The following is a 22,291-nucleotide window of genomic DNA, read 5'->3' as shown; positions in this document are numbered from 1 at the left end:
TTCTCTTCATGTTGAGCGCTTGAGCCCTGAAACCACCTATGAGATTACCTTGCAGGCAAGCCGTGGCTCTTATTCTTCTGATGTCTACACCCAGCAGTTCACTACTGCCGCTATTCCTTTCAGCAAGTATTATGTGACTGATGTAAAGGCTACCGCAGTCGGTAAAACAGGCTTCACGGCTTCATGGAAAGGTATGGAAGCAGCAGATGATTACGTGGTCACCCTGCATAAGTTGGTTTATGCAACAGAGGCAACTCAGAAGGGCTATGATTTCAGCAAAGAACTCGAGGGTATGCCTTCGCTTTGGAAAACCAATGGTAACCTGAGCGTGAACAATTATGGCGAGGAATCACCTTGCCTCCGTCTGAACAAGATAGATACCTATCTGAAGATGGCATCTGTCGGCCACCGTATATCTTCTGTCAAGTTCTTCGCCAAGTCATCTTCTTCAACCAAGGCAACCTTGGCAGTAGAGGCTTATCAGAATGGAGAATGGAAGCAGATTGCTACTTTGCAGGGAGGTGCAGACATGGCTTCGGGAGATACCTATAGCTATGATTTGCCGGAGTTGGCTGATTCAGTAAGACTGAATGTCATCCAGCGTACTTCCGGTGCTTTCTATATCGATGATGTGCTTTTGGGATGCAATGCATTGATTCACGAACCGGTGGCAGCCTACCAGAAGGTTTCTACCAATGGCAAGACAGAATTTGCATTCTCAGGTCTGGACACAGATGCTACCTATGCGCTGGTAGTAAATGCCAGCAAGAAGGGTGAACTTTCTTACGGTTCCAAGGAACTCATCGTGACACCGGCAAGTTCTACGGGTATCAGTTCTGTCACAGCCACCCCGTCACGTAATGGACAGAAGAGATACTACGATCTCAATGGCCGCAGGGTTCCTGCCAAGGAGATGCGTCATGGCATTTATATCGTGAAGCAGGGAAACAGCGTATATAAAATCGTGAGATAGTAAATATTAGTATTATTTTTTTTAAAGTGTAAGTATGAAGAAACAAATTACTTTTTGCGGCTATTACTGTCAGCGAGGCTGTTAAGGTTGGCAAGGTTTACTCTATCGACGGCAAGCGCGTAAGCAAGTCTGCCAAGGTCTTGTTATCATCAATGGCAAGAAGGTGATTTTAAAGTAAGTTATATATCTTCTCTCGAGCCCACGAAGTAGGGCTTTAAATAGACTTCATTTCGGCTCCCTCGGTCTTTGTGCTGAGGGAGCTTTTTTTGCTTATCCTGAGCAGAAAAGCGCAAACTAAGTTAAATATTCATAAAAGTTTGGGGTTAAAACTCGTAACCTACACATAATCAAATAAAAATGTGTAATTTTGCAGTCCGATTATTTCGGGGATACACTTAGAGTCCCCAAGATATGGTGTGTTAATAGCATGCCCTGTGGCCGGGGTATGTGGTTAGTGAATCACCTGTCTGAATAGTGAGTAAAAAAGATTAAAACGTTTTTTAGTAGTAAATTTAAATTTTAAAATGGACACATTAAGTTACAAGACTATTTCCGTAAACAAGGAAACAGCTAAGAAAGAGTGGGTCGTAATCGACGCTACCGACCAGGTTGTAGGTCGCCTCTGCTCTAAGGTTGCTAAATTGCTCCGCGGAAAGTACAAGCCAACTTTCACTCCACACGTAGATTGTGGTGACAACGTAATCATTATCAATGCCGCTAAGGTAGTTTTCACTGGTAAGAAGGAAACAGATAAGGTTTACACTCGTTACACTGGTTATCCAGGTGGTCAGCGCTTCAACACTCCAGCAGAGTTGCGCAAGCGTCCTGATGGAATGGACAAGATCCTCCGTCACGCTATCAAGGGTATGTTGCCAAAGGGCCCTCTCGGTCGTTCTTTGATGGACAACCTCTTCATTTACGATGGCACAGAGCACAAGCACGAGGCACAGCAGCCAAAGGCTATTGATATTAACCAGTATAAATAATTAAGGTAGAATGGAAGTAATTAATGCAATTGGTCGCCGTAAGAGCGCTGTAGCTCGTGTATACCTCACAGAGGGTACCGGTAAGATCACAATCAACAAGAAAGATATTGAGACATATTTCCCATCAGCAATCCTTCGCTATGTAGTAAAGCAGCCATTGCAGTTGCTCGAAGCTGAGGGTAAGTATGATATTAAGGCAAACCTCGACGGTGGTGGTTTCACCGGTCAGAGCCAGGCTCTCCGCCTCGCTATCGCTCGCGCACTCGTTAAGATCGACGCTAACGACAAGAAGGCTTTGAAGGATGCAGGCTTCATGACACGTGACTCACGTGCTGTTGAGCGTAAGAAGCCAGGTCAGCCAAAGGCTCGTCGTCGCTTCCAGTTCAGCAAGCGTTAATCTTATACATATTTTATTATATATATACAGATTATATATAGCTGAGCTAAAAAGTTTAGTATCTAAATCGGTGAGATTCCATTAATCGGGGACTACTCATTGACTGATCTAACATTAGATTCAAAAAGAAAGTAAACACAATTAAAAAAGAAAAAAACAATGTCAAGAACAAATTTTGACCAGTTACTTCAGGCAGGTTGCCACTTCGGACACCTCCGTCGCAAGTGGAATCCAGCAATGGCTCCTTACATCTTCATGGAGCGTAACGGTATTCATATTATCGACCTCAACAAGACTGTCGCTAAGATCGACGAGGCTGCTGAGGCTCTCAAGACAATTGCCAAGACAGGTAGAAAGATTCTGTTTGTCGCTACTAAAAAACAAGCTAAGGACGTAGTTGCTGAGAAGGCAGCTTCTATCAATATGCCATACGTAAACGAGCGTTGGGCTGGTGGTATGCTCACCAACTTCCCTACAATCCGTAAGGCAGTTAAGAAAATGACAAACATCGATCGTCTGTTGAACGATGGTACATTCTCTAACCTCTCTAAGCGCGAGTTGCTTCAGGTAAGCCGCCAGCGTGCTAAGTTGGAGAAGAACCTCGGTTCTATCGCAGATATGGCCCGTCTCCCAGTAGCCCTCTTCGTTGTTGACGTAATGAAGGAGCACATCGCTGTTAAGGAGGCTAACCGTCTTGGTATTCCAGTGTTCGGTATCGTAGATACCAACTCTGATCCTAGGAATGTTGATTACGTTATCCCAGCTAACGACGATGCTAAGGATTCTGTAGATGCTATCCTTACTGCAGTTTGCGGTGCTATCGCTGAGGCTCTCGAGGAGCGCAAGGCTGAGAAGGCTGACGACAAGGCTGCTGCTGAGCAGAAGGACCAGCCTAAGAAGAAGGCTGCCCGCAAGGACGAGGCTGAGTAATTAGGCAAAGAAATATATACTGAAGCCATTGATTCTGTTTATGATTCGATGGCTTTAGTAGCTTTTAAGCAAAGATTATTATTAACTTTTTAATATAAAAATATTATTATGGCTGTTTCAATTGAAGATATCAAGAAACTTCGCGCTATGACTGGTGCTGGTCTTGCTGACGTTAAGAAGGCACTCACAGAGGCTGAAGGTGATTTCGATAAGGCAAAGGAGTTGCTCCGTGAGCGTGGTCTCGCTATCGCTGCTAAGCGTTCTGACCGTGAGACTTCTAACGGTTGCGTTCTCGTTAAGAAGGTTAACGATTTCGCTGCTATCATCGCTCTCAAGTGCGAGACTGACTTCGTAGCTAATGGTGCTGACTTCATCAAGTTGACATCTGACATCCTCGACGCTGCTATCGCTGCCAAGGCTCACACTCTCGACGAGGTGAAGACTTTGAAGGTTGGCGATGCTGATGTTCAGGCTGCTGTTACACAGCGCTCTGGTATCACTGGCGAGAAGATGGAGCTCGACGGCTACTGTGTTCTCGAGGGTGACAACATTGAGGTTTACGACCACATGAACAAGCACACTTTGTGTACTATGGTTCAGCTCAACGAGAACAACGAGGAGGCTGGTCACAAGGTAGCTATGCAGGTTGCTGCTATGCGCCCTGTAGCTCTCGACGAGTCTTCAGTTTCTGAGGAGACTAAGAAGACTGAGCTCGAAGTTGCTGTTGCCAAGACTAAGGAAGAGCTCGTAGAGAAGGCTGTTAACGCAGCTTTGAAGAAGGCTGGCATCAACCCAGCTCACGTTGACTCTGAGGAGCACATCGAGAGCAACACCAAGAAGGGTTGGTTGACACCTGAGCAGGCTGAAGAGGCTCGCAACATCAAGAAGACTGTTGGTGAGGAGAAGGCTGCTACTTTGAACCCTACTATGATCCAGAACATTGCTAATGGTCGTCTGGCTAAGTTCTTCAAGGAGAACTGCCTCGTTGACCAGGAGTTCCAGTTCGGTGACGGTGACAAGCAGACTGTTGCTCAGTACCTCGCTTCTCAGAGCAAGGATCTCAAGATCGTTGCTTACCAGCGCTTTACTCTTGCTGCTGAGTAATCATTACTCAAAAGCAAGCGTTAATTTGACTTATAGTTAAATTAGAATACCGGGAGTTATGAAGTTAAGCCTCGCTTTGCTTCTAACTCCCATTTCTTTTTTATATAAAAATTTGATGTTATGAAGATATTTGCCATCGGTATGAACTATACCGAACACAATAAATCGCTGCATGGCACGTTATCTAAACCAGAGCGTCCTGTCATCTTCACCAAGGCAGATTCTGCTTTGCTCAATAACGGCAAGCCTTTCTTCATCCCTGATCATCTGGGAAGAATAGAGTATGAAACCGAAGTGGTGGTCAGAATTTCCAAGTTGGGAAAGACCATTCCGCAGCGTTTTGCCCACCGCTATTACGATGCAGTAACCGTAGGTATCGACTTTACGGCACGTGAGATGCAGAAGAAGCTGCGTGAGGCTGGTCAGCCTTGGGAACTCGCCAAGGGATTCGACGGTTCTGCGGTTATCGGCGAATGGGTCGACATCCAGAAGTTCCGTGATATCCAGGCACTGCACTTCCGCCTCGACCTCAATGACAAGACCGTACAGGAAGGCTGCACGAGCGATATGCTCTACAAGGTAGATGAAATCATCTCCTATATCAGCCAGTACTTCACGCTCAAGACGGGCGACCTGCTCTATACCGGATGTCCTACAGGCTGCGGTCCTGTCAACATCGACGACCATCTCGTAGGCTATCTCGAAGACAGGAAGGTGCTCGATTTTCACTGTAAATAAACAATATTGCAAGTAATATATCGATATGAACACAACAAAGGTTTGGAAATACATGCTGCTGGCATGCCTGCTCATGCTGGTGGCTCCTGTTCAGGCACAGCGATTCTTCAATCTGACCTCTTCAGAAGTCAGAGTAGATTCCGTGTTGCCCCGTTTCGTGTATTCCATTCCTTTGACCGGTGCATATCGTGACTCCGTATATACCGTCAGCCTGAAATATGGCGAGTATATCGACATGACTGCCTCCGACATCGCCAATTACAACCGCCTTTCGGGTGCAGTTCCTCCTGAGCAGGTATTTCCCCAGCAGCGGGTTACCGAATGCCGTAAGCAGGGCGTACTCCAGATAGATTTCTGTCCTGTCGTGTTCCGCAATAACCGCCATCAGCTGCTGGTCAGCTTCATGCTTCAGGTAGATGCCCGTCCTCAGAATCGCTCCGAGCGTTCCAGTCGAGGTTCTCTGTTGGCTAAGGGTAAAGTATCAGCCTTCACTTCTTCTGATGCTTTGCGCTCAGCTACCTCTCTTTATGCCTCCCATTCCGTCCTAGCCTCAGGCAGATGGGCGAAGATCAGAGTCAGCGAAACCGGTTTCCATCAGCTTACCGAACAGGTAGTGCGCCAGGCAGGCTTCTCCGATATCAGCAAGGTGAAGATTTACGGCTATGGCGGCAATCTGCAGAACGAAGCCCTTCTGGCGAGCGAACTGCAGACTACCGACGATTTGCAGGAAGTTCCCCAGTGCATCGTTGGCGGCAAGCATTATTTCTATGCCCAGGGTCCGGTATCCTGGAAGTCAGAAACTGCCCTCCAGCGCATCCGTAATCCTTATTCCGATTACGGCTACTATTTTATTACCCAGACCGATGAAGAGCCACTGGTGCAGGATTCAGCCACCTTTGTCTCTTCCCATTATCCGCAGCCTTACGATTACCATTCTCTCTATGAGTCAGATGGTTACAGCTATTACCAGGGCGGCAGAAACCTCTTCGATGCAGAAGAACTGAAGGTGGGCGATGAGAAGAAAGTGGTAATCACGAATACCACCGGTTCTGCGGCAGGCAAACTCTCCGTAGCCCTGACTACCACCACAGACAGCAAGGCACAGATTCTGAAGAACGGCAAGGCTTTGGGCGAAATCACCCTTTCGCTCAAGAATGACAATCCTAAGGAGGATATAGATTATCTCAAGGCTACAGAGCGCATTACCACTTATTCCATTTCTGATTTCCAGGATAAGGATACCATCTCCATCAAGGTCTTGGCGGGTGCTTCCATCCGCCTCGATTATATCTCCGTAACGTGGGCTGAGCCTAGAAGCTGTGCCTTTACCGCTGCGAACCTTGCCGCCGGTGGAAAGATTCCGGCTGCCCAGTATGTCTACGGCATCACCAACCAGGATCATCATGCCGATGGAGCTGCCGATATGGTCATCATCATACCCGCCTCACAGAAACTGCTGAAACAGGCTCAGCGACTGAAAGAATTTCATGAACAGCACGACGGGCTGCGTGTTACCATCGTGCCTGCCGATGAACTCTATAACGAATTTTCTAGCGGTACCCCCGATGCCAACGCCTACCGCCGCTACCTGCGCATGCTTTCTGATAGGGCACAGAGCGAGGCTGATATGCCGAAATATCTCCTGCTCTTCGGCGATTGCGTATGGGATAACCGCATGCTTACCTCCGGTTGCAAATACCTGAATCCCGACGATTACCTGCTGTGCTTCGAGAGTGAGAACTCCTTCAGTGCCGTATCCTGCTTCGTCAGCGACAGCTGGTTCGGTATGCTCGGCGAAGGAGCCGGACTGTATCCTAGCCGTGAACTGCAGGATGTAGCCGTAGGCCGCTTCCCGGTAACCTATGCAGAAGAAGCCAAGGTACTGGTAGACAAGACCATCAGTTATGCTCAGAATGCCAATGTAGGCGCCTGGCAGAACACCCTGATGTTTATGGGCGATGACGGAAACGGAAACCTCCACATGCAGGATGCCGATGAGGTGGCAAATGATGTGCTCACCACCTATCCCGCCTATCTTGTCAAGAAGGTGATGTGGGATGCCTATACCCGCGAAACCTCCTCTACGGGCAATACCTATCCCGAAGCAACGAGAATCATCAAGCAGCAGCAGGCTGCGGGAGCCCTCATTATGGATTATGCCGGACATGGCGATCCTACCCAGATATCGCACGAATCGGTTCTGAAACTCAACGATTTTGCCGATTTCCGCAATACCAACCTGCCGCTCTGGGTAACCGCCTCCTGCGATATCATGCCGTTCGACGGGCTCGATGCCAACATCGGAGAATATGCGCTGCTCAACGATAAAGGCGGCGCAGTAGCCTTCTATGGCACCACCCGTACCGTTTCCTCCCTGTATAACAAGTATATCAACCGCGCCTTCATCTACAGAGTGCTCAGTCTGGTAGACGGCAAGCCTGTCACGATGGGCGAAGCACACCGTCTGGCTCAGAACGATCTGGTGAGCGGCAACGGCCCGACTTCCGGCTCCGATGTCACGGTGAACCATCTCAATTATTCCCTCTTGGGCGACCCGGCTCTTGCGCTCAATCTGCCTATGCGTCAGATAGTAGTAGATTCCATCAACGGTATTCCTGTTGCCGGAGCCGCAACCCTGCCGATGCTCAAGGCAGGCTCTATCGCCCGCATGGCAGGTCATATCGAGGGAGCAGACGACTTCCGGGGCGTCATCACCGCTACCGTAAGAGATTCCAAGGAGACGGTTACCTGTCGACTGAACAATACCGACAAGGATGGCGCTGAGAAGGCTTTCGAATACAAAGACAGAACCAAGACCCTGTATCAGGGCACCGATAGCGTAAGAGGCGGCAAGTTTGCCTTCTCCTTTGCCGTTCCGTTGGATATCAATTATTCCAACCAGAGCGGTCTGGTCAACCTCTATGCGGTGAATACCGCCAAGACCCTCTCTGCCCACGGCTCCAGTGAGCAGTTTACGGTAGGCGAGAGCGAGGAGCAGAAGAACGATTCCATCGGTCCTTCCATCTACTGCTATCTCAATTCGCCTTCTTTCGTAGATGGCGGTAATGTCAATACCACCCCGTTCTTTGTGGCAAAGATAACCGATAAGGACGGAATCAATGCTGCCGGAAGCGGTATCGGCCACGACCTGCAGCTGGTGATAGATGGCGACATGTCGAAGACCTACGTGCTGAACAGCAATTTCACCTACGATTTCGGAACCTATACCAGCGGTTCCACCTATTACAGCATACCGCAACTGGAACCGGGCAAGCACGAACTCACCTTCCGTGCCTGGGATATCCAGAACAACAGTTCTACGGTGAAGCTCCGTTTCAATGTGGTGAAGGGTCTGAGTCCTGCGCTCTTCGATGTGGGCGTAACTGCCAATCCGGCCAAGACCTCCACCACCTTCATCATCAGTCACGATCGCACAGAGAGCGATATGGACGTGGTGGTAGAAGTGTTCGATTCATCGGGCAGACAGCACTGGCGCCATTCCGAAAGCGGTGTACCTACCTCGGGCAGCTATACCGTAAGCTGGGATCTCACCTCCGATAGCGGTACCCCTCTGGGCACCGGCGTATATCTCTATCGCGTCAAGGTGGCGAGCGATGGCAGCAGCTACACCTCTAAAGTCAAGAAACTCATCATTATCAAATAAAAAATATATTTACAATGGCAATGAAAAGAATCTATAAGATATTCATCTTGGGATGTCTCGCTCTGATGGCATCAGAAGTGAAGGCGCAGGATAAGAAAGACCTCTTCAATCCTGTGAACTATGCAGTCATTTCGCAAACCATAGCTCCTGATGCCCGTGGTGGCGGTTTGGGGGATGTCGGTGCGGCTACCGACCCTGATGTCAACTCCCAGTACTGGAATCCGGCAAAATATCCTTTCACCATTTCGCGTGCCGGTGTGTCACTCAGTTTCACCCCTTGGCTGCGCTCGCTGGTCAATGATATGAATCTTGCCTATCTCTCTGGCTATTACCGCATTGGCGATTACAGTGCTGTATCAGCATCGCTCCGCTATTTCAATATGGGTGAAGTGTTTACCAGTCAGGAGGGTGCCGAGAGTGGCAAGGGTATGACCATCAATCCTTACGAGATGTCGGTCGATGTGGCTTATTCTCTGATGCTCAGCGAGAAGTTCTCTCTTGCTGCCGCCATCCGCTGGATCTATTCCGATATGCGCTTCGATTATACCGAAGATAATTCGCCAGCCTCCGCTTTCGCAGCCGATATTGCTGCCTATTACCAGAACTATGTGGTCATCGGCCAGCGCGAATGTCAGTTGGGTTTGGGTTTGAATATTTCTAACATAGGTAGTAAGATTACCTTCAGTGGCAAGGAGTATGGCGAGTTCCTGCCAGCCAACATGCGTCTGGGTGCTTCGCTGATGATTCCTATCGACGAATACAACCGCGTTACCCTGGCAGCCGATGTCAACAAGTATCTGGTACCTACCGTTCCGAAGCAGGAAGAGGGTGAGGACAATTCAGAATATGAAGACCGTGTGCATCGTGAGTATGATGATATTTCGGGCATCAGCGGTATCTTCAAGAGTTTCAGCGATGCCCCTGGCGGTTTCAAGGAAGAGCTGGAGGAAATCAACTATGGTCTGGGTGCCGAGTATGTATACAATGATAAGTTTGCGCTGCGTGCCGGTTATCATCACGAGAGTCAGAGTAAGGGTAACCGCAAGTACTTCACCGTGGGTGCCGGTTTCAAAATGAATGTTTTCTCGCTCGATGCTGCCTATGTGGTGGCTACCGCCAAGAGCAACCCGCTCGACCAGACTCTCCGCTTCACCCTGTCGTTTGATATGGATGGACTGAAGGACCTGTTTAAGAGGTAATGTTGAGTGTTGAATGTTGAATGTTGAATGAATAGTGTTGAATGTTGAATGTTGAATGTTGAATTAGGCTAGCGCCCTTGAGTCCGTTAGGCAAAAATTCAACATTCAACATTCAACATTCAACATTCAATTAATTTAAAGCGATGAATATACGTGTAGGATTTGGATATGATGTCCACAAGCTGGTGGCTGACCGCGACTTGTGGCTGGGAGGAATCAAGATAGATTATGAACTGGGATTGCTGGGCCACAGCGATGCCGATGTGCTGATACATGCCATTTGCGATGCCCTGCTGGGCGCTGCCAATATGCGTGATATCGGATATCATTTCCCGGATACGGCAGCAGAGACTCTGAATGTGGATTCTAAGATTCTGCTCCGCAAAACGATGGAACTGATAGCTACCAAGGGTTATACACTGGGCAATATCGATGCCACAGTCTGTGCCGAACGCCCTAAACTCAACCCGCATGTGCCAGCCATGAAAGCCTGTCTGGCAGAGGTGATGGGGGTAGATGAAGACCAGATATCCATCAAGGCAACAACCACCGAGAAACTCGGATTCACGGGCAGAATGGAGGGCATCTCCGCCTATGCCACCGTTCTTATCCAGAAAGGATAGAACGCAATCAGCAAGGCGCCCTGTAAAGAGCAAAAGCCTTATAAACTGCAAAGTGTCAGGAAGTTGTTAATTTCCGTTTTTTTTGTTCATTTTTGCTTGATATATATCAAAAAAATGCAAAAACGTCACACTTTCTTGGCTAAATATTTGGTGGATAGCCGAAATAGTAGTAATTTTGCAGCGTCAAAAGGTTAATAGATTGTTTAGGTTAGTAGTAATAGATTTAGGTTTTTAGTTATTAGGTTTTAAGGTAGATTGTTTAACCGATAATTGAGAAAGTCGTGAGACTATTTTGATTAGATTTTTTAAGTTAAACATATTACATGCCACAGCTCGTTGAGAGTTGTGGTATGTTTTTTTTATGCCCCTTTCTCCCCCTTCCGTTTCCTCTTTTCCGATTTCTTCGAAAAAAACATGCCTTTTTATTTTGTTTTGTCTCCGATTTGTACTATCTTTGCAGTATCAATCAATATACGCAGCTTTTGCAGTATCAAAAATATACGCAGATGAGAGTACTCATAGTAAATACAAGTGAAAAGACAGGCGGAGCGGCAGTAGCAGCCAACCGCCTGATGGATGCCCTTAACAACAATGGCGTTAAGGCAAAGATGTTGGTACGCGACAAGGAGACAGAAGACATCACCGTGGTCAGTCTGCCCCGTTCGCTCAGGTTGCAGTGGAACTTCCTGTGGGAGCGCTGGTGCGTGTTCTGGCATCTCCATTTCTCCCGTCAGCACCTCTGGGAGGTAGACATGGCAACATCGGGTACCGATATCACCAGGCTCCGCGAGTTTCAGGAGGCAGATGTCATCCATCTCTCCTGGATCAACCAGGGCATGCTCTCACTCAAGAACATCCGCAAGATTATCCGCAGCGGCAAACCGGTGGTATGGACCATGCACGATCTCTGGCCAGCTACCGGTATCTGCCATTATGCCCGTGGCTGCAACCGCTATGCCTCCGCCTGCGGCAACTGTCCGCTTCTCCCCAATAAAGGCAGCAAGAACGACCTCTCAGCAAAGATATTCCGCCGCAAGAAGGAACTCTACCATCGCGGCGCCATCTCCTTCGTCACCTGTAGCCGTTGGCTCGAACGGCAGGCTAAGGGCAGCGGTCTCTTCGTAGGGCAGCGCATCACCAACATCCCGAATCCGATAGATACCCACGTGTTCTGTCCTCAGGATCAGGCAGAGGCGCGTCTGCGTGCCGGTCTGCCAGCCGACAAGCATATTATCCTCTTCGTATCCCAGCGCGTAACCGACGAGCGCAAGGGCATGCGCTATTTCATCGAAGCCATCGACCGGCTGGTAGCGCGCTATCCTGAGATGAAGGAGAATACCGCCATCGCCATCCTGGGCGGCCATTCCGAGGAAGTAAACCTCACCCTGCCGTCCTATTCGCTCGGCTATGTCAGCGATGAGAAGCAGATAGTGGCAATCTACAATTCGGCAGATGCCTTTGTGCTGCCATCGCTCGAAGATAACCTCCCTAACACCATCATGGAGTCGATGGCGTGCGGCGTGCCGAGCATCGGTTTCAGGGTAGGAGGTATACCGGAGATGATAGACCATCAGCAGAACGGCTATGTAGCCAACTATCGTGATACCGAAGATCTGGCGAGTGGCATCCACTGGGTGCTCGAAGAGGCCGATAGAGCGGCACTGAAGCGGGCATGTCTGCAGAAGGTAGCACAGAACTATTCACAGCATGCTGTGGCATTGAAATATATTGAAGTTTATAACGAGGCGATGGCCTACAAAAACTATAAGTTATGATTAAGTTCACCGTCGTAACCTGTACGTACAATGCCGAGAAGGAGTTGCAGCGTACCCTCGACAGCGTGCAGCGCCAGACCTATTGCAATATCGAGCATATCATCATGGATGGCGGTTCCCGCGACCGCACCCTCCAGCTGGTCAAGGCATACCAGCACCGCAATGCAGTAGGCGAGAGCTCGCACGAAATCGTGGTCATATCAGAGCCCGACAAGGGACTTTATGATGCCATGAACAAGAGCATCGACCGTGCTACGGGCGATTACCTGGTGTTTATGAATGCCGGCGATACCTTTCCTACCGACGATACGCTGGAGTACGTAGAAGGCTGCGTAGGCGAAGGAGAAGTATTGCCCGGCGTGCTTTACGGCGATACTGATATCGTAAACGAGATGGGTTACTTTCTGCGTCACCGCCGCCTGGCTCCACCTAAGAAACTCACATGGCGTTCATTCATCTGGGGCATGCTGGTATGTCACCAGTCATTCTATGCCCGCACAGACATAGCCCGTGAGATTCATTACGATCTGCACTACCGTTATTCGGCAGATGTAGACTGGTGCATCCGCATCATGCGAGAGTCAGCTCGCCGCAAGTTACCGTTGCGCAATGTCCATGCCGTCCTCACCTATTTTCTGGATGGTGGCATGACCACGCAGAACCATCAAGCCTCCCTGAAGGAGCGTTTCCAGGTGATGCGCACCCATTACGGCCTTCTTCCCACCCTGGCAGTTCATGCCTGGTTTGTGATAAGAGGGGTTGTAAAGAGATAGATAGAAGAAAAATCCGTTTGGCGTTCTGGCTTTTTTCTAACGCCTATAGAGAATGTGATATTTTTCTTACGTCTTACTTACTTCCAAAGCGTGAAAAATAAAGACAAAAATAAAGGGCGTATCCTTTATGGGTGCGCCCTAATTTGTTAAACAAACTCAGTGTTTTATATTGTAGAAAAGTCCTCTTTATTAACTGTTCTTTTGCACGCAAGCGCATGCAGCAGAATACTGATATGGTTCAGTCAGCTACCTTAGATGGTTCTGTCAGCGAGTCACGACGTCTCGATAAATCGACGGATACGACTCCGTTAGCCTACGTTGTTGAATCCCTAACCCGATGCTGTCGAATCCTTAACCTTGTCCAGCCGTCTGCGTAACCCAGTTCAGCCATATCTGTAACCTGACACAGCCACATCAGTTGGTAAACGAAAGCACATCATTTTTTCACCTCATTTGAGCGATCAATGACTACCAGAGAGAATTATCCTTTTTTGATGACTACCAGAGCCAATAATAGGTACCATCAGAGCCAATAATGTGCCTTCTAATATGCCCGAATGACTACCAGGGCGAATCTTAAAAATACAAAATACTGAATATCAAGCAGTTAGGTGCCGATTTTTCTTCCCTACATTATACCAAGTATATTATATATATACATTTACATCTTTTACATTATACGTAATACGGGAGGAAAAAGATTTTTTTATCAACATTTCAGTTCATTTTGCATGAAAAAATGTCTAAAACTCTTGTGCGAATGGAAATAAAGTCGTAACTTTGCGCTATAGAATTTTAAAACAGATGGTTATGAAGTACTTAGATCCTAAGGCAGACCTCACGTTCAAGAAGATATTCGGTAATCATCCAGCAAGACTGATCAGCCTTCTGAATGCCCTCCTGCCACTCAGCGAAGAGGAGCAGATACACGAGATTGAGTATCTGCCTACAGAACTTGTGCCCGAAAATAATAGCTACAGATATGCTATTGCAAACATACTCTGTACAGATACCAAAGGCAACAAATTATGTGTTGTAATACGAATGGAATGGTCTAAATTTTTCGAACAACGAGTACAATTCCTTGCATCAGAACTCTATGTGGATCCGGCAATAAAGCAAGTGAAGTACTTTGCCCAATATCCTACATATTCACTCAATCTGATAAGTGAAACCTTTAAATATAACACTCCAGATTTCATCCACAACTATCGCATTGTGTACGGCAAAGATACCCATCAAGTGATTAATGGTCTACACTTCACTTTTATCGAACTTCCAAAATTCAATCCTCAACCCATCGCCAACAATCGTATGATGGTACTGTGGCTTAGATTCCTCACGGAAATCGATGAAGACACCAAGGAGATTCCTTCCGACCTGCTCAATGATCCGGAGATTGGAAAAGCCGTAGAGGAGCTGGAGATATCCGGCTTTACAGATGCCGAACTCCGTGCCTACGACAAATTCTGGGATTCCGTAAGTGTTGAAAGAACCCTCCTAGATGACAGATACCAGAAAGGTATAGAGAAAGGCAGAGCTGAAGGCATAGAAGAAGGAATGGAAAAAGGCATGGAAAAAGGCATGAACCAGCGTAGTCTTGAGATTGCCAGGAATATGCTGGAAAAGGGAATGGATGCATCGACAGTCTTGGAAATAACAGGACTGTCGATGGATGAGATACAACAGCTGATAGGCTAGAGGAGAGACTGCAGGTCGGTGATGACGGACTGGGTGTAGGCTCTTATCTGAGATGCTGACAGATCGCTGATATGCTCGGGAGCGAGGGCGGCGATGTGCTGGCGGGACTCCATCTCTATCATCGTGGCGATTGGGAGGAGCTTGTGGGCTGTCTTGCCGATGGCTTCTATTGATAACTCGCCTTCTGTTGCCTGCTGGAGGTTCTGGAGATGGGATGACAACTCCTGTTTTACGGTGCTGAGTATCTCGGCTTCTGCCTCCGGATCGCCTTCTGCAAAGGTCAGAAGGGGTGCAAAGCGGGAATTCTTCTCTGTTTTCTCTGTCATATCCTCTGTTTCTGATGCTGTATCCTCCAACCCGAGGATTTCCTTCAGTTTCTCTGTACTGAACGGCTTGAAGAGGCAATCGTCGAAACCGGCTTCTTTCAGCTCTCTGATGATGCTGGCATCGTGGGCGGTCATCGCTACTACCTTCATGTGGCTGTGGTTGATGTGCTGAATCATCCTGATGCCGTTCATCTCGGGCATTTCGATGTCCATCATCATCAGCGATGGATGCTCGTTGTGGAGCACGGTGAGGGCTTCGGCTACATGCAGACAGGCGAAGACTTGCCAACTGTCGCCTACCAGTTTCTTCAGCATCTCCTGAAGCAGACGGAGCTGCAACGGGTCGTCATCGAGCAACAGTATCTTGTGGTTTTCGAAATGGGGCTTGGCTGGGGCGAGCGGCTTCTGCTCTTCTGCCTCTTCTGCTGCAGGAGCGGTGCCTAAGGCTAGCGGAATGGTGACGGTGAAGGTGCTGCCCTTGCCCTTGACAGATTCCAGACGCAGGGTGCCCTGGAGCAGATTGACCAGTTCCTGCGTGATGTTCAGTCCGAGACCGGTGCCCTCGATGCCCTGGGCACTCTTCAGACGGGTGAATGCCTGGAACACCTTCTGGCGCTCTTCGGTGGTCATGCCCTTGCCGGTATCACTGACCGAGAAGGTGAGGAGGTGCTGGGGACTGATGGATGCCTGGATGGTGACGCTGCCCCGGTCGGTATACTTGATGGCATTGCTCACCAGGTTGTTGAGTATCTGACGGATACGGAAGGCATCGGCACGGTAGTAGGTCTGCGGACAGCTGATGCCATCGAGCTCCAGATGCAGTTCCAGTCCCTTCTCCTGGCTCAGGATCTGCATCTCTCCGGCACACTGGCGGAACATGTCGGCAGGCGAGAAATCTACAGGGTTCAGCTTCATCAGTCCGTTTTCCAACTGGTGATAATCGAGCAGGGCGGCAACGAGCCGGGAGAGATGGGTGGCAGAACCCTTGATGCTGTTGAGGCAGGAGATGCCCTGCGGGTTGTCGATATAATCCTTCATCAGGTCGATGAAGCCCGAGATGCTGGCAGCCGGAGCCTTGATGTCGTGGGTGATGGTGAGGAGCAGTCGTTCGCGCTGGTTCATGATGCGCCTGATTTCCTCGTTAGCTTCTTCGAGATTCTCGCGGTAGATGCGTTCCTTCTGCGTATCGCGGTAGATGTAATAGACGAGGATGACGGCGGCTGTGATGGCTACGATGGCAAGCAGACCTATCTGCCAGAGCAGATTCTGGCGCGCCTGCATCGCCTGGTTGATAGCCTGCTGCATCGCCTGACGTTCGCGCTGGTGGATATCGTTGAGCTGCTGGGAGGAGCGCAGGGCGAGGCGGGCATTGGTTATCTGCAGGTCTCTCACCTCGCGGTTGATGGCATCGTGGTTATCGTGCGTAGACTGCTTCTCCTTGCGGTCAATCTGTTCCAGGATATCGGCTACGTTTCCGGCTAAGTTGACCGGGGTAGAGAGAGTATCGGTGACAGCCTGGTTGCTGTCGCGTCTGATGCTGAGCGTTTCGGCATGTTCCTTCTTGAAGGCATCGGCAAGGCGGCGGAAGAAGCCCTTGCGGGTTTTCATCACCTCTACGGTGGTGTTCTTTGCCACATGAGTCTTGGGTGCCTTGGAATGCACGACAACGGAATCTTCGCCACTGTTGAGGCTGTTCATCTTCTCGTGCAGATAGTTGTGGGCTGACTTGCCCTGCATGGCGCGGGTAAGCTGCTGCAGATTGGTCTGTTCCTCCTTGAGCAGGTTGGACATGGTGCTGTCGGCTGCCTGTCGCTTTTCGATATAGTCGCGGGTTGCCTGGTTGATAGCGAGCACGGTTGTGGTGTTGCGGTATACCAGCCCTATCGCCAGAATCAGTACGATGGCGACGATGATGTAACCCAGGGCTACCTTGAAAGGAACGTTTGTTTGCTGCATCTTCTTATCTTTTAATGTTTTGAGTCTTTTTGCTATTTGCGTGCAAAGTTAATCAAAAATGCGATATAAACCAACGAAAACAGGAGATAAATGCCAAAATCTGGTCATCTATCTCCTGTTTCATTGAAAGCGACGCGTAATTACTATTTTCTGAAGGTGAATTTACTCTGCTACGGTTGAATCCACTGGTGTTGCAGCTGTAGTGTCTGTAGGAGTCTCTGCTGGAGTCTCAGCTGGTGTTGCTGTTGTGTCGGCTGGAGCTACTGTGTCTACTGGTTCTGAACCTGCAACGTTTACCATTCTGTTACCTGCAAATACATTGCTAACTGATACCATTGCTACTGCTGCGATAACTGCAAATACTAACTTTTTCATAATTCTTTTGTTTTTTAATTGTGAATATTATTGTTTATTAATTCTCTTGCTGAAACTCATTTGTGAGTTCGCTAAATAATATCACAATAGGCGTGCCAAAAAATGATGAATTTGGCTAAGTATCTGATAATCAGAAGAGATGATGTTTTATGCCAGAAACGGGGTGTGGGGAAAGTGGGGAAAAGGTGTAGAAAAATTCCCCAATATAGTGTGGAATATATTGGGGAATCGGGGTGTGGCATGTTCTACTCCATGCCGTATTTCTTCATCTTGTTGTAGAGAGTCTTGCGGTCGATGGCAAGCAGTTGGGCAGCCTTGCTCTTGTTGCCGTGGGTGGCTCTCAGGGCAGCGGCGATGCTTTCCTGTTCCGACTGTTCGCTGTGCAGCTGCATATTGATAGGTCGGGCTGTGGAGGTCTGTGCCATCGTCTTCTCCAGTTCCTGGGCACCGATATACTTGCCACGGGTGAGCAGGGTGGCGCGCTTCATCACATTGTTCAGTTCGCGCAGGTTGCCCGGCCAGTCGTATGAGGCAATGATTTCGGAGGCTTTGGCATCCAGTCCGAGCACATTCTTACCCAGTTCCTGGTTGGCGTGCTTGATAAAGAGGTTGGCAAAGAGGAAGATGTCGGCACCTCTGTCCTTGAGGGCAGGCATGTAGATGGTAAACTCGTTGATGCGGTGATAGAGGTCCTCTCTGAACTTGCCTTCGGCTACCGCCTGCGCCAGATTCTCGTTGGTGGCACAGATGAGTCGGATATCCACATCTATCTCCTGCGTGCTGCCCAGCGGACGGATTTTCCTCTCCTGCAAGGCTCTGAGGAGCTGCACCTGTACTTCGTAGTTGAGGTTTCCCATCTCATCGAGGAAAACCGTTCCACCGTTAGCTATCTCGAAGGCACCCTTCTTATCCTGTTCGGCTCCGGTAAAGGCACCCTTCTTATATCCGAAGAATTCAGATGCCGCCACCTCCTTAGGAATGGCGCCGCAGTCGATGGCATAGAAAGGCTTGTCCTTGCGCAGACTCTGTTCGTGGATGCTGCGCGCCACATATTCCTTTCCGGTGCCGCTGGCTCCGAGAATGAGCACTGACATCGGGGTAGGGGCAACGAGCGAAACGAACTCGTAGAGCTGTTTAGAAGCCTCGCTTTCACCTTTTATATATCTAGGCACCTCCGTAGCGCCCTGCTGCTCTTCTTGGGGCGCATTCTGCCTGGCGGCAGATTCCGCACGCTGAGGGGCAGAAACCGCAGAAGCAGCTGACTGGATAGCCTCACGGATTTTCTCTAAGAGGATTTCGGGATGGAAGGGTTTAGCCACGTAATCGGTAGCACCCGATTTCATGGCACATACGGCATTCTGAACCTCTGCATAGCTAGTCATTACGATAAAAGGCAGGTGGGCATCGGTCTTTCTGATATGTTGGAGCAATACCAGTCCGTCATGGTCGGGCAGACGCAAGTCGGAAAGAACCAGATGGAATGCATCACCGGCTCCCATCGCTTTGATGGCAGCGCCTACAGATGTTACCCTTTCTACATCGAATCCTTTCTTTTTGAGCCAAGTCTGTATCATTGTTCCGAATGCCAAATCGTCTTCTACAATCAATATCCTCTTCATGATGTTCTGTTTTATCCTCTTCTATAATATCGTTATATATAACTTTGTGCAAAGGTACGGAAAAGTTGTATGGAAAGCTATTTAATTCACATTATTTAGCAATAAAACCGACTAAAATTCTACAAACCCTGTTCTATTATCTTATTTTTAGTGAAAAGAACAATTGTTTTCGGATAAAAGCATGCTAGTTGCTTTATTTTTTGTATCTTTGCATAAGAAAAGCTGCACTCGGCAATTTGAAAGCAAGCTTTCATTGCACTCGTTTGCATTTTCTTTGCAAGATAAATAAGATTTAGAGTCATGAATCCGATAGTACAAACCATCATATTGTCAGCTTCGGCGGTGCGCATGTTGCCGCATATCGCTCTGTATCTGCTCCATAAGAAGGAGATAGATGCCGACCTGCTGAAGGTGCAGGACAGGAAGCCTACGGTGCTCAACCTGATTAAGGCATGCACCCGCGAAAGGAGTTTCCGCAATCTGTTTTATTACCGCCTGGGCGAATACCGTTCGGTTTTCATCAGCTGGCTGTTGCCTCCCGAGCGTACGATGACCATCTGGTGCCCGCATATCGGGAAGGGTGCGCATCTGGAGCACAGCTATGCCACCTATCTCAACGCAGAAAGCATAGGTGATGACTTCTACTGTCTGCAGATGGTGACGCTGGGCAACGGCAAGGGCGGCAGACCTACCATCGGGAATGACGTGAAGATTTATACCGGAGCAACGGTCTTCGGCGGCATCCATATCGGCAACCACGTGACGATAGGAGCCGGTGCCGTGGTATTCCAGGATATTCCCGACGGGGCAACCGTGGTAGGGAATCCGGGGAGAATAGTAAAACAGGAAGATAAAAAAGATTAGAAGATATGGCAGAAACACTGAAGGAGAAAACAGCCAAGGGACTTTTCTGGGGGGCAATGAACAATGGAGCGATGCAGGTTATCGGACTGGTATTCGGCATCATCCTGGGACGATTGCTGTCGAAGGAAGACTACGGAATGATGGCGATGATCAATGTGTTCCCGCTGATAGCAATTGCACTCCAGAACAGCGGATTCGCTTCTGCCATCGGTAACCTGAAGCATCCTACCTCCAATGATTACAACTCCGTGTTCTGGTTTAACATCATCGTGGGCGGTTCTCTTTATGTCATCCTTTTCCTCTGTGCCCCTTTCATTGCAGATTTCTATCATGACGACCGGCTTATCGCATTGTGCAGGCTGGCTTTCGTCACGATTCTCTTTTCCAGTCTGGGTACGGCTCAGGCTGCTTTCCTCTTCAAGAACATGATGGTGAAGCAGCAGGCGAAGGCGAGTATCACGGCGGTGCTGCTGTCGAGTAGCGTGGGTGTGCTGATGGCATGGAATGGCTTTGCCTACTGGTCACTGGCAACCCAGGGAGTGGTCTATGTGGGACTGAATACCCTGCTGGTATGGCATTATTCCACCTGGCGACCTTCGCTTAAAATAGATTTCACGCCCGTGAAGACGATGTTTCCGTTCAGCTTCAAGATAGCTGCTACAACCATCGCCACCAAAATCAACGACAACGTGATGAATATTCTTTTGGGACGTTTCTACAACAATGCCATTACGGGTAGCTACAACCAGGCTTACCAGTGGAACTCGAAGTGTTATCTGCTGCTGCAGGGCATGCTGAATCCGGTTATCCAGCCAACGCTGGTGAATCTCTCTGACGACAAGGAGCGCCAACTGATGGCTTTCAGAAAGATGGTGAGGTTTATCTGCTTCCTTTCCTTCCCCCTGCTGTTCGGACTGGGACTCGTTTCCAATGAGTTCATCATCATCACGCTGACCGAGAAATGGCAGTCGAGCGCAGAACTGCTGCGCATGCTGTGCGTGGGCGGTTCGGTGATGCCGCTATATACGCTGTTTTCCAACGTGGTAATCAGCAAGGGAAAATCTGGTGCCTATTTCTGGTGTACGGTATCGCTGAGTGTTACCCAGATCGTGCTGATGCTGTTTCTCTGGCCTTACGGCATCCGTCTGATGGTATCGGTCTACGTGGTATTGACCATCATCTGGATGTTTGTATGGTATGCGCTGGCTTACCGCTATATCAGTTACCGTCCGCTCGACTTTCTGAAAGATACCTGTCCGTTCCTGCTGGCGGCTCTGGGCGTGATGAGCCTCACCTATCTGGCAACGGCGGGCATTACCAATCTGGCATGTCTGCTCCTGGCAAGGGTCGTGATGGCTGCCGTATTATATTTCGTGGTCATGAAGATAGCCCGGGTTGCGATATTGGACGAGTGTATCCGTTTTGTATTAAAGAAAAAATAGAAGAATATGATGGAAAATCAGACAAGACAATATAGTAATGAGGAGCTGAGAGCCCGGTTCAATCCCGAAGGTTCCCAGCTGTGGAAGCATCAGCAGCGGATGGTAGAGCTGCTGCTGGCTTTTGATGCCATCTGCAAGCGCCATCACATCCGCTACTGGCTGATAGGCGGCACACTGATAGGTGCAGCCCGCCATCAGGGGTTCATTCCCTGGGATGATGACATGGATGTGCAGATGCTGCGGGAGGATTATCTGAAGATGATAGAGATTCTGCCCCGGGAACTGGACGAGACGATGGCGCTGCAATGCAGACAGACGGATGAAAACTATTTCTTCCAGTATGCCAAGTTGAGAGACCGCCGTTCGGTGCTGGATGAGAACAACGGTTATGACCGGATTTTCAAGGAGCGGGGCATCTACATAGACATCTTTCCTATCGACAAGCATCCCAAATGGCTGCAGCGGCTGTCGATGCAGACCATCGGACACACTTATAAGATATTGAAGCGGAAGAACCTGAAGGATGAGGTGATTATCGGCAAGGTGATGCGCTGGGTGCATCTGAATGAACGGGTGATTTATCCGGTGATGAGGGGAATTGCCCATCTGACCGGTGGTGCCTATCTGGATGCTTTCGGCGTGCCTTTTGTCGTAGAGCGCCATCTGGAAGACATCTTCCCGCTGACTACCCTGGAGTTTGAGGGGCATCAGATGCCTGTACCGGGCAACTACGACAAGGTGCTGACCGACCAGTATGGCGACTATATGCAGTTGCCGGATCTGGACAAGGTGAATCTGCACGTCGGCAAGTTAGAGTTTAAATCATGAACCCGTTATAAATGGAAA

Annotated in this window: 18 protein-coding genes and 1 pseudogene; 16 read left to right on the top strand and 3 right to left on the bottom strand. The window is 49.0% G+C overall.

Translation table 11 applies throughout. The features are described 5' to 3' along the window. The 13 genes and pseudogenes from ACWJAO_RS01515 to ACWJAO_RS01455 form a co-directional block, all read left to right on the top strand. Window positions 1-973, top strand: a 973-nt coding sequence (locus ACWJAO_RS01515; protein ID WP_449139011.1) for a hypothetical protein, incomplete at its 5' end; no start/stop codon positions are given. Window positions 974-1,076: 103 nt separating this feature from the next. After that, a pseudogene (locus ACWJAO_RS01510) lies at window positions 1,077-1,151 on the top strand (hypothetical protein); the annotation flags it as partial. A 346-nt stretch (window positions 1,152-1,497) separates the two neighbouring features. After that, window positions 1,498-1,959 carry a 50S ribosomal protein L13 gene (gene rplM, locus ACWJAO_RS01505; protein WP_006848007.1) on the top strand — a complete coding sequence of 154 codons (462 nt, stop codon included), beginning with the start codon at window positions 1,498-1,500 and terminating at the stop codon, window positions 1,957-1,959. 10 nt (window positions 1,960-1,969) lie between these two features. Further along, the gene (rpsI, locus tag ACWJAO_RS01500) at window positions 1,970-2,356 is read left to right on the top strand and encodes a 30S ribosomal protein S9 (RefSeq protein WP_006848006.1); all 387 of its coding nucleotides are present in this window, start codon (window positions 1,970-1,972) and stop codon (window positions 2,354-2,356) included. Window positions 2,357-2,515: 159 nt separating this feature from the next. After that, the gene (gene rpsB, locus ACWJAO_RS01495; RefSeq protein ID WP_144154088.1) at window positions 2,516-3,286 is read left to right on the top strand and encodes a 30S ribosomal protein S2; all 771 of its coding nucleotides are present in this window, start codon (window positions 2,516-2,518) and stop codon (window positions 3,284-3,286) included. A 108-nt stretch (window positions 3,287-3,394) separates the two neighbouring features. Then, window positions 3,395-4,390 (top strand): translation elongation factor Ts, encoded by a 996-nt coding sequence (gene tsf, locus ACWJAO_RS01490; RefSeq protein WP_264910388.1) that lies wholly within the window; start codon window positions 3,395-3,397, stop codon window positions 4,388-4,390. A gap of 120 nt (window positions 4,391-4,510) precedes the next feature. Beyond that, window positions 4,511-5,128, top strand: coding sequence for a fumarylacetoacetate hydrolase family protein (locus tag ACWJAO_RS01485; RefSeq protein WP_022120436.1), 618 nt, complete (start codon window positions 4,511-4,513; stop codon window positions 5,126-5,128). 25 nt (window positions 5,129-5,153) lie between these two features. After that, window positions 5,154-8,792, top strand: coding sequence for a type IX secretion system sortase PorU (gene porU / locus ACWJAO_RS01480; protein ID WP_449139010.1), 3,639 nt, complete (start codon window positions 5,154-5,156; stop codon window positions 8,790-8,792). Between the two features lie 20 nt (window positions 8,793-8,812). After that, window positions 8,813-9,991 (top strand): type IX secretion system outer membrane channel protein PorV, encoded by a 1,179-nt coding sequence (gene porV / locus ACWJAO_RS01475; protein WP_449139015.1) that lies wholly within the window; start codon window positions 8,813-8,815, stop codon window positions 9,989-9,991. Window positions 9,992-10,134: 143 nt separating this feature from the next. Then, window positions 10,135-10,614, top strand: coding sequence for a 2-C-methyl-D-erythritol 2,4-cyclodiphosphate synthase (gene ispF / locus ACWJAO_RS01470; protein ID WP_118151411.1), 480 nt, complete (start codon window positions 10,135-10,137; stop codon window positions 10,612-10,614). A 506-nt stretch (window positions 10,615-11,120) separates the two neighbouring features. Next, entirely contained in the window at window positions 11,121-12,389 is a 1,269-nt protein-coding gene (locus ACWJAO_RS01465) for a glycosyltransferase family 4 protein (RefSeq protein WP_449139009.1), read from the top strand. Further along, entirely contained in the window at window positions 12,386-13,162 is a 777-nt protein-coding gene (locus ACWJAO_RS01460; protein WP_449139008.1) for a glycosyltransferase family 2 protein, read from the top strand. Before ACWJAO_RS01465 ends, ACWJAO_RS01460 begins: the two co-directional genes overlap by 4 nt. 810 nt (window positions 13,163-13,972) lie before the next feature. Beyond that, window positions 13,973-14,863, top strand: a complete 891-nt coding sequence (locus ACWJAO_RS01455; RefSeq protein ID WP_449139007.1) for an Rpn family recombination-promoting nuclease/putative transposase — start codon at window positions 13,973-13,975, stop codon at window positions 14,861-14,863. Here ACWJAO_RS01455 and ACWJAO_RS01450 read toward each other — a convergent pair. From ACWJAO_RS01450 to ACWJAO_RS01440, 3 genes are all read right to left on the bottom strand, one after another. Further along, window positions 14,860-17,145 (bottom strand): ATP-binding response regulator, encoded by a 2,286-nt coding sequence (locus tag ACWJAO_RS01450; protein WP_449139006.1) that lies wholly within the window; start codon window positions 17,143-17,145, stop codon window positions 14,860-14,862. The two genes, ACWJAO_RS01455 and ACWJAO_RS01450, sit on opposite strands and share 4 nt — an antisense overlap. A 162-nt stretch (window positions 17,146-17,307) precedes the next feature. After that, entirely contained in the window at window positions 17,308-17,520 is a 213-nt protein-coding gene (locus ACWJAO_RS01445) for a hypothetical protein (RefSeq protein WP_287819491.1), read from the bottom strand. A gap of 245 nt (window positions 17,521-17,765) precedes the next feature. Then, on the bottom strand, window positions 17,766-19,139 hold the full coding sequence (locus ACWJAO_RS01440) for a sigma-54-dependent transcriptional regulator (RefSeq protein ID WP_449139005.1): 1,374 nt from the start codon (window positions 19,137-19,139) through the stop codon (window positions 17,766-17,768). Window positions 19,140-19,439: 300 nt separating this feature from the next. Between ACWJAO_RS01440 and ACWJAO_RS01435 the strand changes: the two genes are divergently transcribed. From ACWJAO_RS01435 to ACWJAO_RS01425, 3 genes are read left to right on the top strand one after another with little or no spacing between them, the layout of a single operon-like run. Continuing rightward, window positions 19,440-20,003, top strand: a complete 564-nt coding sequence (locus tag ACWJAO_RS01435) for a serine O-acetyltransferase (protein ID WP_264901576.1) — start codon at window positions 19,440-19,442, stop codon at window positions 20,001-20,003. A 5-nt stretch (window positions 20,004-20,008) separates the two neighbouring features. Continuing rightward, window positions 20,009-21,445: a lipopolysaccharide biosynthesis protein gene (locus ACWJAO_RS01430; protein ID WP_449139004.1), complete on the top strand. Its 1,437-nt coding sequence runs from the start codon at window positions 20,009-20,011 to the stop codon at window positions 21,443-21,445. Between the two features lie 6 nt (window positions 21,446-21,451). After that, complete coding sequence (locus ACWJAO_RS01425; RefSeq protein ID WP_449139003.1) at window positions 21,452-22,273, top strand: LicD family protein; 822 nt, start codon at window positions 21,452-21,454, stop codon at window positions 22,271-22,273. The last annotated feature ends 18 nt before the right edge of the window (window positions 22,274-22,291 follow it).

This window comes from Segatella sp., from assembly GCF_977051555.1.
Note: the sequence above shows the minus strand (reverse complement) of the source record. Positions and strands in the feature narration are given on the sequence as shown.